Raw genomic sequence first — 12,251 nt, forward strand, 5'->3', positions numbered from 1 at the left:
CCCGCAGGGCCACGCCCACACCGCGTCGCGGCCCGCCGGCGCCACCCTTCGCAGCCGCCCGGCGCAGTGCCCCTCACTCCTTGTGAGCGACCCCGCCGTAAATGGGCAGCGGCCCGTCCCCCGCGGGCGGCGTCCGCTCGCCCAGGTCCGGGTGCCACTCGTCGGCCACCGTCACGCCGGGCGGCACCAGGGCCAGGCCGTCGAAGAAGCGGATCACCTCGGCGCGGTCGCGCAGGGCGAGGGTGAGGGCACGGGACTTGTAGAGGTCACCGGCCGTCCGCGCCCGGTCGGGGGTGAACTCGCCGGTGCCGTGGGACAGCATCAGATAGCTCCCCGACGGCAGCGCGGAGACCAGCTCGTCCACCACCTCGTACGCGCCGTCCTCGTCCGGGACGAAGTGCAGGAGCGCCACCAGGGACAGGGCGACCGGCCGCGTGAAGTCGAGGGTCTTGCGGGCTTCGGCGAGGATCGTGCCGGGCTGGCGGGCGTCGCCCTGGATGTACTCGGTGGCGCCTTCCGGCGTCGAGCGCAGCAGCGCCCCGGCGTGGGCGAGCACGATGGGGTCGTTGTCGCAGTAGACGACGCGGGCGTCGGGCGCGATGCCCTGGGCGATCTGGTGCAGGTTGGGCTCGGTCGGGATGCCGGTGCCGATGTCGAGGAACTGCCTGATCCCGGCCCCGGCGAGCCACCGCGTCGCGCGCTGCATGAACGCGCGGTTGGCGCGCGCGACGGCAGGGATCCGCGGGTCCATGGCGACGAGCTGGCGGCTCATCTCCTCGTCGACGGGGTAGTTGTCCTTGCCGCCGAGCCACCAGTCGTACATCCGCGCGGGGTGCGGCTTGCTGGTGTCGATGTACGACGAGTCGCCCGCGTCGCCCTGGGCCTGCCCCGTCCCGGTCATCTGCGGCTCCCTCGCCCCTTCACCGACGTACACAACTCACGACGTACACAGCCAGCAACGTACAAAGCTCACGACGTACAAGCGCATCGGTGTGCAAAACGCACGACACGACACGTGTCACGAGAGCAAGAAGTCCGCCTCTCCCGACTTCGCGCCCTCTATGAAGGCCCTGATCTCGCCGTGCGTGTAGATCAGCGCGGGTCCGTCGGGGTCGGAGGACTGGCGGACGGCGACGCGGCCGTCGGCCAGCTTCATGGCTTCGAGACAGTTCCCGCCGTTGCCGCCGCTCCACGGCTTGTGCCAGCCCTCGGCGCCGAGTTCGCGCGCGGGCATGCCGTTGTAGATGCGGGACCCGGGGGGCCGGGAGTCGGCGCGGCTGTCGGGCCGGGACGCCGGGCCCGTGCCCGCACGGTGTCGATCTCGGTCCATTCACAGCTCCTTGCGGACATCCCGGAGGATCTCCTTCGTGCGTTGTGCGGTCGCGGCCTGGGCCGCCATGCGGTCCATGACCTCGAGATGGGTCGCCACCTCGGTGCGCGCGTCGAGGTAGACGGCGCCGGTCAGGTACTCGCTGTAGACCATGTCCGGCAGCTCCGCCATCGCGAATCGGAAGAGCACGAAAGGCCCGAAGGTGCCCGGGTGCGGGCCCGCCGCGAACGGCGCGACCTGCAGCGTCACGTGCGGCAGCTCCACGGCTTCGAGCAGGCGGTCGATCTGCGCACGCATCACATCGGGCCCGCCGACGGGGCGGCGCAGCGCGGTCTCGTCCATCACGACCCACAGCCGGGGCGCGTCCTCACGGCTGAGCAGCGCCTGGCGCTCCATGCGCAGCGCCACATAGCGCTCGATGTCCTCGGGCCGGGTCTGGCCGATGGCCCCGGAGCGCAGCACGCCACGCGCGTAGTCCTCCGTCTGGAGCAGTCCGGGCACGAAGTGCGGCTCGTAGGACCTGATGAGGCTGGCGGCGCCCTCCAGGCTGACGTACATGCTGAACCAGCCGGGCAGGATGTCGTGGAAGCGCTGCCACCAGCCGGGCTTGTTCGCCTCCTCGGCGAGCAGCACGAAGGCGTCGGCCTCTTCGTCCGTGACGCCGTACGCCTTCAGCAGCAGCTGGAGGTACGGGATCTTCAGGGCGACCTCGGCCGTCTCCATACGGCGGACCGTGGCGGGGGCCACGCGGAGTATCCGCGCGGCTTCGTCGCGTTTGAGGCCCGCCCGTTCGCGCAGGTCCTGCAGGCGACGACCGAGAACGACCTGCCCGACGGTCGGCGCCGACCGCGGTTCGCTCACGTCCTACCTCCACCCACTTCGCGTCGCTCTCTGCATCACTTCCGTGCGACTTCGGTTACCGTGCGTTACCGCACTTCACTGCGTGTCGCGCCAAGTCACGCCGCTTGGTGAGGCGTTGCGAGAAGTGTGCCATGGGACGTCTCAAAGGAACACGTCACTGTGCACTTTTCAGAGTGGGTCTTGCCAAGGTGTTCGCGGCGGGGCGATAGTGGAGAGCGTGACTCCGCCCGCATCGTTAGGAACTGAAGCCACCCGAGCTCGACTTGGCGCCTACGCCAAGGGTCGGGCAGAGGGTGGCGAGCCTTGTGTCACCTTCACCCTGGACGCGATGCCGAGTTCTGTGGCACGGGCCAGGCGGCTGACGCGCGACCGGCTCAGTTCCCTCTCGGTCGGCGACGACGCCTGCGATATCGCGGCGCTCGTCGTATCGGAGCTGGTCACCAATGCGATCGTGCACACCGCGAGCCGCACCGTCGTCTGCGAGATCTGCACGGGTGCCGACACCGTGCGGATAGCCATACGCGACGAGGGCCACAGCTCGGGCGTGCCACGGCCGACGGGGCTGCGGGGGCCCGACGAGGAGCACGGGAGGGGATTGCTTCTCGTGAGTGCCGTGAGCAGCGCATGGGGTGTCCAGGACTCCGGATCCGGCCTTTCGGTGTGGGCGGAGCTGCCCAGATCACCCGATCCGGCGGTGTGCGCCACCGGATCGGCGGGGTTCGACGCCGACGACTTCGCTCTCGACGAGTTCGAGGCGGACGGTTTCGACCCGGACGGTTTCGTCACCGACGGTTACGACACGGACGGTTTCGACACCGCTGCGACGCCGACGGTTTCGAGACAGCTGCCGGCGGCGGGGACCACTGATTGACCGACGGCCTTTGAGCCGACTGACGGGGATGCGAGTGCGACAGTGATGCGGTCGGGGGACATGTGAGCACGGGGACAGCGCGACTGTTGGAGCTTGACACCTTGGTACGGCTCTCGCGAGAGCGGGAGCGGGCGACCGGACGGCGAGTCGTGAGTGTGCAGCCAGTGGCACGGCTCGCCGTCCCCGCCGGAATGCGGCAACCCCTCGGCTGCGATGCGGTCGCGATGCCCGCCGAGTTCGGGCCGCGGCTCCTGGAGCGACTGCCCCGCGTGGGTTGTGTGTACGAGGACGGGCCGCGCTGGTGGTGGATCGTGCCGGCGGACTCGGACGTGGCTCTGGAGTGGCCGCCGTCGACGTTCTACTCGCCGGGAGCGGTGGTGCCGGACGCGGTCCGCGAACCCGTCCTGGTGCACCGCCCCGACGGCACCGTCCCCTATACCCCGCCGATCCCGCTCTATCTGGCCCTGTGCCGGATGGCCGGGGCCATGCCGAGCTGGGCGGGTGCGGTCCGGGCCTGAGCCCGGCGCGATCGGCTAAGCCGCCCGCGGCGCCCTGGGCTAAGCCGACGGCACATGACCGTCGGCCCGGTGCCCGGTCACGCGGCGGCGCACTCGCCCACCCCCTGACCCCGCACGATCACCAGGAACGCGTCGGTCGCCAGGTCCATCACGACCTCGGCCCGCTGTCCCTCGCTGCGCCTGGCCCGCGCGAACTCCTCCGCGGGCCACGACCCGCGCGGCCCGCCCGCGGGAAAGCGCTCCAGCACCACTCGTCCGTTCATCATGTCCCTTGATCCCCCGTGTGCGACTCAGTACGCAGCCTTCGAACGTGAAGACTCTGTACTGAGGAGAACGCGCGTAGCACCCCCGGGGACTCGCAACGTGACGCAACCGACACGGAGTTGGGGCCGTTCCGCACACTTCGGGACCCGAGCCGCGCCTACCCGTCAGTACCCGAACTCCTCGTACTCGTCGTGGTACCGCACCCCTGCACTGCCCGCAGGCGCCCCCAGCGCCGACGCGCGCCCCTTGGGCTCCTCCCACTCCTCCTGCCGGCCGAGCGCGGTGAGGTCGAGGAGGCTGGTGGTGGAGCCGATGCCGTCGAGGCCGCGGTCGAACGTCGAGTACGTGTGGAAGACGCGGTCGCCGTCGCGCAGGAAGCAGCTCAGGCCGGGGCGGTCCTGGATCTGCCCGTCCGCGGCGGCGTACGAAGCGGCGAAGTCGCGGTTGAACTCGCCGCCGCACGCCGAGAACCAGGGCACCACCCAGCCCATGCGGGCCTTGAACGGAAGGATGCGGGTGAAGGGGGCGCGCGAGACGGCGACGAACGTCGTGCCGCGGGCCCGCAGGTGCGCCAGATGCCCGATCTGGTCGAGGAACCCCGAGCAGCTGCGGCAGCCCGCGTCCCACTCGGGGGCGAACATGAAGTGGTACACGATCAGTTGGACGCGGCCCGCGAACAGGTCGAGCAGGGTCGCCTTGCCGTCCGCGCCGTCGAACAGATAGTCCTTGTCCACCTCGACCATCGGGAGTCCGCGCCGCTCGGCGTTCAGCTCGTCGCGGGCGCGGGTGGCGGCCTTCTCGTTGGCGAGCAGCTTCTCGCGCGCGGCCAGCCACTCCGCGCGCGTGACGATGTGCGGCAGTCCCATGGCGCATTCCTCCGGATCCGGTCCGCGGTTCGCGGTTCTCGGGAGGGCTGACTCGGTGTCTCACAAGAACTCATCGGTCCCGTACGGGATTTCCCGGATTTTTTCTCAGCGACACCGAGCGGCAGGCCCCGCAGAGGGCCTTCAGAACGTCACGGGCAGCGCGAGCAGCCCCCGCGCCCGTATCGAGGGCCGCCACCGCAGCTCCTCCTCCGGTACCCCGAGCGCGAGGTCCGGGAAGCGTTCGAGGAGGGCGCCGATCGCGATCGTCAGCTCCAGGCGGGCCAGCGGCGCGCCCACGCAGTGGTGGATGCCGTGGCCGAGGGCGAGGTGGCCGCTCGCGTCGCGGGTGAGGTCGAGGCGGTCGGGGTCGGGGAAGCGCCCGGGGTCGCGGCCCGCGGAGCCGAGGCCCAGGAACACGGTCTCCCCCGCCGCCACGCGCACCCCGCCGATCGTGACGTCCTCGCGCGCGAAGCGCCGGATGGAGAACACCGCCGACGTGTCGTACCGCATGAACTCCTCCACGGCGCCCGGCAGCAGCGCCGGATCGGCGCGCAGGGCGGCGAGCTGTTCCGGGTGGCGCAGGAGCCCGAGGACGGCGTTGCCGATGAGCTGTACGGCGTTCTCGTATCCGGCGAAGTGGAGCAGGAAGGCGAGCGACGTCAGCTCGTCCTCGCTGAGCCGGTCGCCGCCGTCGCGGGTCGCGATCAGGTCGGAGAGCAGGTCCTCGCCCGGCCGCTCGCGCTTGTCGGCGATGAGCGCGGTGTAGAACCCGAGCATCGCGACGACTGTTTCCTTGGCGCGGTCGGGCTTCGCCGGGTCCGGCGCGATGAGCGCGTCGGTCCAGTCCGTGAAGTCGCGCCGGTGGTCGGCGGGCACGCCGAGGAGGTCGCAGATGGTGGTGATGGGCAGCGGGGCGGCGTACGCGGCCACGAGGTCGGCGCGGCCCGCGCCCTCGATGGCGTCGAGGAGTGCGTCGGCCGTGCGCCGGACGGGCGCGCGCAGGCTCTCGACGCGGTGCTTCGTGAACGCCTTGACCACCAGGCGGCGAATGCGGGTGTGGTCGGGCGGATCCATGTTCAGCATGTTCGCGTCCAGCGCGGGCGGCAGCGAGAATCCGCGGTAACTCCCGGGCAGCGCGTGCCTCTTGTCCACCGAGAGGCGCTGGTCGGCGAGTGCCGCGCGGACGTCCGCGTAACGCGTCACGAGCCAGGCCGGGGTGCCGTCGGGCCCGGCGATCCGCCGCACGGGGGCGCTCTCGCGCAGGTGCGCGTACGTGCCGTAGGGGTCGGTCATGAGCCCGTCGAGGTGATCGGGTTTCGCGGGAGTCACCATGGGTTCCACCCTAAGGAGTGCGGCGAGCCGGAGATCGGCGGGCCCGGCCGCGAAGAGATCGGCGGACCCGGCCGCAAGGGGACGCGCCCGCCTCACGCGTCGTACTCCTGGATCCGCTTCCCATGCCCCCGCTCCACCAGCGCGGGCAGCCGCTCCCCCAACTCCCGCACCACGGCGGCCACATCGACCGTCAGCAGCTCGCGGTCGCGCATCAGGACGCGGCCGTCGACGATCGTGGTGCGTACGTCGCCGCTGCGGGCGCTGTGTACGAGGGTGGCGGCGAGGTCGTGGACGGGCTGGGTGTGCGGTCCGGTGAGGTCGACGAGGATCAGGTCGGCGCGGCGGCCGACGGCGATGCTGCCGATCGCGTCGCCGAGGCCCACCGCCCGCGCGCTCTGGAGGGTTGCGTGGTGCAGGGCCTGCCGGGAGGTCAGCCAGCGCGGGTCGCCGGTCGTGGACTTCTGGACGAGCGCGGTGAGCGCCATGGCCTCCCAGACGTCGAGGGAGTTGTTGGAGGCGGCGCCGTCCGTGGCGAGGCCGACGGGGATGCCGAGCGCTGCCAGCTCCCGTACCGGAGTGGGGTCCCAGGCGAACTTCAGATAGCCGCGCGGCGCGCTCGCGACGCCGACGCGCCCGGTGGCCCCGGCCAGGACGGGCAGGTCGCGGTCGACGATGCCGGTGCCGTGGGCGATGAGGACGTCGATGTCGAGCAGGCCAGCGCGGTGCAGGATCTCGATGGGGGTGGCGCCGTGCCGCTCCAGGCTGTGCTCGGTCTGGGCGCGGCTCTCGGCGGCGTGCAGATGCACCAACAGGCCGTGTTCGCGGGCCAGTTCGGCGGTCGCGGCGAGATCGGCGTCGTCGACGGTGTACGGGGCGTGCGGGGCCAGGCAGGTGGTGACGCGGCCGTCGGCGGTGTCCCGGTGGCGCAGCGCGAAGTCCAGGGACGCGGCGCGGCCTTCGGGCCCTTGGGAGGAGAAGTAGGCCTGGCCGAGGTTGGCGCGCAGGCCGGTTGTGGCGACGACGTCCGCGACGGTGTCCATGGCGAAGTAGTGGTCGGCGAAGGTGGTGACGCCGCCGCGGATCATCTCCGCGCAGGCGAGCCGCGCGCCCAGTTCCACGTCGCGCTCTTCGAGGTTGGACTCGATGGGCCACACGTAGTCGTTGAACCACTCCTCCACCGGCAGGTCCTCGGCGATGCCGCGCAGCGCCACCATCGGGGAGTGCGTGTGGCAGTTGATGAGGCCGGGCAGGGCCGCCTGGCCGCGGGCGTCGACGCGCTCGGCGGCTTCGAGGCGCGCGGCGGCGGCCGTGGTGGTGACGTCGGCGATCACCCCGTCGCGTACGACGATCGCGGTGTCCTCCGCGAAGCCGACGCGCTCGGCCGAGTCGTGGACGAGGGCCGTGCAGCCCATAATGATGAGGTCGGCGGGGCCGGATGCGGCAGGCTCGGTCATCCGTTCACGGTACGGGGAGTGGGTCGCCGTGGGCCTGTCGCGGCAGGCGTTTCGGGGGCACTCTGGCGTCAGCCGCGCGCCGCCTTTCGGGCCCGCGGACTCCGGGGACCCCGGTGGGGCACCTCACCACACTTCCCACCACACTTCCCACCGCCTCCCGTCACCTCTCGACACCTCCCGCCACCTCACGGCGGTGAAGGAGCCCGGCATGCTCCTCGGCACCTGGAACCTCGAGAACCTCTTCCGCCCCGGCGGCCCGTCGGGCCCGACCGACAAGACGGCGTACGAGGCCAAGCTGGCCGCCCTCGCCGAGACGGTGCGCGCCCTCGACCCGAGCCTGCTCGGCGTGCAGGAGGTCGGCGATCCGGCCGCGCTCGCGGACCTCGCCGCGATGCTCGACGGCGACTGGCACACGGCGGTGTCGCAGCACGCGGACGACCGGGGCATCCGCGTCGGCTTCCTCAGCCGGCTCGACCTGGAGGTGCTCGCCGACGTCGAGGCGTTCCCGCCGAAGCTGCGACCTGTGCAGGGCGACGACGCGGGCAGGCAGGTCGGCACGACGGGCCGCGGCCTGTTCGCCGTACGTGTCGTGAGCCGCGCGATGACCCTGGACGCGGCCGTCTGCCATCTGAAGTCGAAGCTCCTGACGTATCCGGGCGGCCGCTTCCAGCCGTGTGACGAGGGCGAACGGGCCCGCGTCGGGGCGTACGCGCTCTACCGCCGCACCGCCGAGGCCGCGACGCTGCGCGCCCTGGCCGACCAACTCCTCGGCGGCGACGGCACGTCGCGCGACGTGGCCGTACTCGGCGACCTCAACGACGAGGCGGCGGCCGCCACCACCCAGATCCTGCTCGGCCCGCCGGGCTCCGAGCTCGGCACGCCCGGATACAGCAGGCCGGACAAGGGCGACGCGACCCGGCTGTGGAACGTGGCGCCGCTGATACCGCCCGAACGCCGCTTCTCCCGCGTCAACTTCGGCCGCCGCGAACTGATAGACCACGTCCTGCTGAGCCACCGCCTCACCGCCCGGGTGGTGGCCGACGGCGAGGCGGACACGGGCCTGCCGGACGGCACGGCGGTGCTCGACCTGCCGTCGGTGGGGGCGGATCCGCAGGAGCGGCGGGACGCGCCGGGGTCGGACCACGCGCCGGTGTGGATACGGTTCCAGCCCTGACCCCAGCGGGTGGTGGCGGCTAGCCGCGCGGAACCACCGTGGACAGCACCCCCGGCAGCGGATACCAGTCCGACGACACCACGCTGGCGTGGCGCCCCGCGAGGAGGGCGACGCGGTCGCGGGCCTGGGCCTCGGTCGGGTTGGTTGCGCTGATGGCGGGCGCCACGTTGTGGGCGTCGGACATGACGACGAGATAGCGCCGGTCGGCGTACCACTTGGTGTCGACCGACCCGCCCGCGTACACCGAGGCGTCCCCGTCGAACAGCACGAACCAGGGCCGGATGGAGGCGTCCGTGTAGCGCGTGCGCGGGTCGCCGGACGCGGCGCCCAGGACGGCGGGGAAGGCGCCGGCGTCGCCGAGGCGGCCCGCGCCGGCGAGGTCGCGCAGATGGGTGGCGTACTCTCGGTCGGTCCACAGGGTGTCGGCCGGGTTGCCCTGCTCGACGGTGCCGGGGATGAGCTCGACGATGAACTTGCCCGCGAGCTCGGACCTCGTGGGCCAGCCCTTCTTCTGTACGGCTTCGTCGAGGTTCGCGCTGCCCTCGGCCAACTGGCCGGGCCGGTAAAGGGCATCACCCAGCTTGCTGCGCAGCAGCGCATCGAGATCGGCGGGCCCGCGCCCATTCCTCCCCTGGAATCCGTCCTTCAACTCGACCTTCACGAGTACGGGACGGTGGCCCGGGTGCGCGTCGTGCCAGGCCTTCATGTCGGCGAGGCACCCGTCGAGCCGCTGGTTGCGCGCCTTCGTCCGCAGTTCCTCGGGCCGCTGCGCGTTCTCGCAGTTGTTGTCGTTGCCGAGCGGGTTGCTGTGCGAGACGCGCCAGCCGCCGCCGAACACATTGGTCCACACGTCGAGTTCGAGCATCCCCGCGCCGGAGTCGAGGGCGTCCGCGAAGTAGGGGTACTTCGTCTTCTCGTACGCGTTGTGGACGCCGACGCCGGTGGTGGCGGCGTAGGGCCGGTCGTCGGCCCGCGCGGACCGTCCGTCGGCGACGGCCGCCCCCGAAGAACCGCCCGCCACGGCACCCGCGACCACGATCCCCGCCACCACCGTACGTATCGCAGATGCGCGCACCGTCGCCCTCCTCCGTCTCCGTCACACCCGTCAAGTCACGCTGAAACGTACGGGATTCAAGTGGCGTACCGGAAGACGGCGACTTACGGCCAGACCACGCGTCGCTCCCCTGACCGGCCACGCGCGTCCTCTACCGTTTACGCCCGTCGACTCCCGTACCGTTCACGCCCGTCGACTCACGCCCGTCGACTCACGCCGGTCGACGATCAGCGCTGCCCGCGCAGCCGCCCGAAAGGCAGGACCCCCATGGCCCTCACCCTCACGCTCACCGGCCCCCGCCTGGCCCTGGCCGCCACGGCGGCCGTCCTCGCGATCGGCGCGCCGACTGCGTACGCGGCCCTCGACTCCGACGACACCCGTCCCGCGGCCGCGGCGGCCAAGGCCGCACCTCCCCGCGGCGAGCCCTTCATCGAGACCCGCCTCTTCTTCGGCACCGAACGCCCCGACGGCGGCCCGGACGTGACGGACAAGCAGTTCATGAAGTTCATCGACGACGAGGTCACCCCCGGCTTCTCCGACGGCCTGACCGTCCAGCAGGGCCGGGGCCAGTGGAAGGACAGCAACGGCAAGATCGAGCGGGAGCGGTCCTACGAGCTGATCCTGCTGTACCCCACCGCCGAGGCGAAGAAGCGCGACGTACTGATCGAGGAGATCCGCTCCGACTACGAGAAGAAGTTCGCCCAGGACTCGGTGGGCAGGCTGGACGACCGGGCTCGGGTGGACTTCTGACGCACTCCGGTGCCGCATCCTAGTGATCCGGCATATACCCCGGCACCATGCGTATATGGACAGCGGCACCGGAACAACGCCAACACCCCCGCCGTCGCCACGGGCCAGACGACACAACGTGGTCCTCCGGCTGTACGACAGCCCGCTGTACCGGGACTGGGCCGCCTGGACCACACTGTTCATGGCGACCTTCACGCCCTACGCCATCGCCACGGGTGACGGGCCGCGCACCATGCCGGTCTGGCTGGACACGTCGCTCGCGACGGTGACGTTCGTCGTCCTGTTCGGGATGGGTCCGGCGTGGGTGCGGCTGCGGCGGCGGCAGGGGAAGCGGTGGCTGCCTGCCTGGTTGACCAAGGCGGCAGCCGCGCGGCCCACCGGGACATCCGCGCAGCCCACCTGGGCATCTCCGCAACCCTCCCCCGCAGCTGTGCCGCCCCCTGCCCCGACCCCGACCCCACCCCCGCCGGCGCCGACGCCGACGCCGACGCGAAACTCCCCCACCCTCGCCCACGCCCGCGCCACCCTCCCCTACCCCGTCGCCCGAGCGATCCGCGCGCTCCAACAAGCCGAGACCCCCCGGGACGAGTACGACGCGCTGCTCGAAGCGGCCGAGCACCTGGCCGCCACGGTGTGCCTGACCAGGGCGGCGCTCGCGCGGCGGACCGAGACTGAACTCCTCGCGGAACTGCGCAGGTCGTACTTCGGGGCGGGGCCGACGTTCGGCACGTGGACGGTCGCCCTCTCCCGGCTCCGGGACACCACGACCGTCACCCCGGACCTCCTCGCAGCCCTCCAGTCCCTCAAGGAGGAGCGCAACCGCAACGCCCACGGCGACAAGCCGATGAGCCGGCCCGAGTCGGCGCTGCGCGTGGCGGAGTACGTGGCGCACTTCGAACGCGCCCTGGTGGCGGCCCGTTTCCTGGAGGAGACGCCGTGGCTGTGCGTCGCGTCCTGCGACTACCGCCACCGGACCGGGACCTTCCAGGTCGTGGCCCGCGACGCCACCGGCGACCACCCGGTGTTCGAACGCCGCGAGTACACCTGGTCCCAACCGGTCACCAACGACGCCTTCTACGCCCTCACCCCGACCGGCCCGGTCCCCCTCTCCCCCTTCGTCACGTACACGTTCTGCCCCGACTGCAACCAGATGGAGGCCTGCTACACCACCTGGGCCCGCGCCAGCCAGAGCCACGCGAAGGTGCAGAGCTTCAACCGGGGGCACGTCATGACCGTCCCGGACCTGGGCGACGAGGTCCGTGCGCTGCTGGACACCTGAGGACGGGCGCTACCCGAGCCGGACGTCCCCCACGGTGTGGGCCTGAATCACGTTGCCGTGCTGCACGCCCCCGGTGATGCTGTTGTGCACGCTCCCTCCCCGCCCTTCCCCACCCTCATCGGGCGCCAACTCCCTTAGAAGAACGCGCAGTTCATCAGCAGCCGCCGGATCGGCGCGCAACGCCCGTCGCATCCGGTTGCGCCATTCCGCCTGTACGTCGGCGGCGGCGTCCTCGTCGTCGGCATCCCGTGCGGCGACCAGGTCGTCGCGGGCCTCGTCGAGTTCACCGGCGACGGCGACGGTGTCCTCGTCGTTCCCGGTCGCGCGCCGCCGCGTGAAGAAGCCGACGGCCCGGTCCCGCGCGTGCGCCCAGCCGTCGCCCACCATCGACTGCACGAGCGCCGTGGCTCCGGCCGCCGCGAGGGCCGTCAACTCCGCGTCCATGGGGTCTCCTTCGTCACCGTTGATGGGGCTCAACGGTAGCGGCGGTGGCGCCGG

Annotated in this window: 14 protein-coding genes; 5 read left to right on the forward strand and 9 right to left on the reverse strand. The window is 71.7% G+C overall.

The features are described 5' to 3' along the window. Window positions 1–73 precede the first annotated feature (73 nt). From IEY91_RS24685 to IEY91_RS24695, 3 genes are all read right to left on the reverse strand, one after another. On the reverse strand, window positions 74–901 hold the full coding sequence (locus tag IEY91_RS24685) for an SAM-dependent methyltransferase (RefSeq protein ID WP_164325935.1): 828 nt from the start codon (window positions 899–901) through the stop codon (window positions 74–76). Window positions 902–1,018: 117 nt separating this feature from the next. Beyond that, a complete protein-coding gene (locus IEY91_RS24690; protein ID WP_164328629.1) occupies window positions 1,019–1,234 on the reverse strand; it encodes a DUF397 domain-containing protein in 216 nt (71 codons plus the stop codon). Between the two features lie 96 nt (window positions 1,235–1,330). After that, window positions 1,331–2,191: a Sco1979 family transcriptional regulator gene (locus tag IEY91_RS24695; protein WP_189175730.1), complete on the reverse strand. Its 861-nt coding sequence runs from the start codon at window positions 2,189–2,191 to the stop codon at window positions 1,331–1,333. Window positions 2,192–2,519: 328 nt separating this feature from the next. On the opposite strand from IEY91_RS24695, the gene IEY91_RS41940 reads away from it, so the two are divergent. Continuing rightward, the gene (locus tag IEY91_RS41940; RefSeq protein ID WP_204328097.1) at window positions 2,520–3,062 is read left to right on the forward strand and encodes an ATP-binding protein; all 543 of its coding nucleotides are present in this window, start codon (window positions 2,520–2,522) and stop codon (window positions 3,060–3,062) included. 62 nt (window positions 3,063–3,124) lie between these two features. Further along, window positions 3,125–3,580 carry a hypothetical protein gene (locus IEY91_RS24705; RefSeq protein WP_189175731.1) on the forward strand — a complete coding sequence of 152 codons (456 nt, stop codon included), beginning with the start codon at window positions 3,125–3,127 and terminating at the stop codon, window positions 3,578–3,580. A gap of 77 nt (window positions 3,581–3,657) precedes the next feature. On the opposite strand, the gene IEY91_RS24710 is transcribed toward IEY91_RS24705, so the two are convergent. From IEY91_RS24710 to IEY91_RS24725, 4 genes are all read right to left on the reverse strand, one after another. Next, complete coding sequence (locus IEY91_RS24710) at window positions 3,658–3,843, reverse strand: DUF8839 family protein (protein ID WP_164328628.1); 186 nt, start codon at window positions 3,841–3,843, stop codon at window positions 3,658–3,660. Between the two features lie 165 nt (window positions 3,844–4,008). Then, on the reverse strand, window positions 4,009–4,710 hold the full coding sequence (locus tag IEY91_RS24715) for a DUF899 domain-containing protein (RefSeq protein ID WP_164325932.1): 702 nt from the start codon (window positions 4,708–4,710) through the stop codon (window positions 4,009–4,011). Window positions 4,711–4,851: 141 nt separating this feature from the next. Beyond that, complete coding sequence (locus IEY91_RS24720) at window positions 4,852–6,042, reverse strand: cytochrome P450 family protein (RefSeq protein WP_189175732.1); 1,191 nt, start codon at window positions 6,040–6,042, stop codon at window positions 4,852–4,854. 92 nt (window positions 6,043–6,134) lie between these two features. After that, window positions 6,135–7,496 carry an amidohydrolase gene (locus IEY91_RS24725; RefSeq protein ID WP_189175733.1) on the reverse strand — a complete coding sequence of 454 codons (1,362 nt, stop codon included), beginning with the start codon at window positions 7,494–7,496 and terminating at the stop codon, window positions 6,135–6,137. Between the two features lie 208 nt (window positions 7,497–7,704). Between IEY91_RS24725 and IEY91_RS24730 the strand changes: the two genes are divergently transcribed. After that, the gene (locus IEY91_RS24730; protein ID WP_189175734.1) at window positions 7,705–8,670 is read left to right on the forward strand and encodes an endonuclease/exonuclease/phosphatase family protein; all 966 of its coding nucleotides are present in this window, start codon (window positions 7,705–7,707) and stop codon (window positions 8,668–8,670) included. 19 nt (window positions 8,671–8,689) lie between these two features. Here the strand turns inward: IEY91_RS24730 and IEY91_RS24735 are convergent, their stop codons facing one another. Beyond that, on the reverse strand, window positions 8,690–9,745 hold the full coding sequence (locus tag IEY91_RS24735) for a phosphatidylinositol-specific phospholipase C domain-containing protein (RefSeq protein WP_189175735.1): 1,056 nt from the start codon (window positions 9,743–9,745) through the stop codon (window positions 8,690–8,692). 246 nt (window positions 9,746–9,991) lie between these two features. Between IEY91_RS24735 and IEY91_RS24740 the strand changes: the two genes are divergently transcribed. Both IEY91_RS24740 and IEY91_RS24745 read left to right on the forward strand, forming a co-directional pair. Next, window positions 9,992–10,474, forward strand: a complete 483-nt coding sequence (locus IEY91_RS24740) for a DUF3574 domain-containing protein (protein ID WP_164325927.1) — start codon at window positions 9,992–9,994, stop codon at window positions 10,472–10,474. A 118-nt stretch (window positions 10,475–10,592) separates the two neighbouring features. Next, window positions 10,593–11,753: a hypothetical protein gene (locus tag IEY91_RS24745; RefSeq protein WP_189175736.1), complete on the forward strand. Its 1,161-nt coding sequence runs from the start codon at window positions 10,593–10,595 to the stop codon at window positions 11,751–11,753. Window positions 11,754–11,762: 9 nt separating this feature from the next. Here the strand turns inward: IEY91_RS24745 and IEY91_RS24750 are convergent, their stop codons facing one another. Further along, window positions 11,763–12,197 (reverse strand): hypothetical protein, encoded by a 435-nt coding sequence (locus IEY91_RS24750; RefSeq protein ID WP_189175737.1) that lies wholly within the window; start codon window positions 12,195–12,197, stop codon window positions 11,763–11,765. Window positions 12,198–12,251 lie beyond the last annotated feature (54 nt).

The sequence above is a fragment of the Streptomyces lasiicapitis genome (genome assembly GCF_014646335.1).
In the GTDB taxonomy this organism is placed as follows: domain Bacteria; phylum Actinomycetota; class Actinomycetes; order Streptomycetales; family Streptomycetaceae; genus Streptomyces; species Streptomyces lasiicapitis.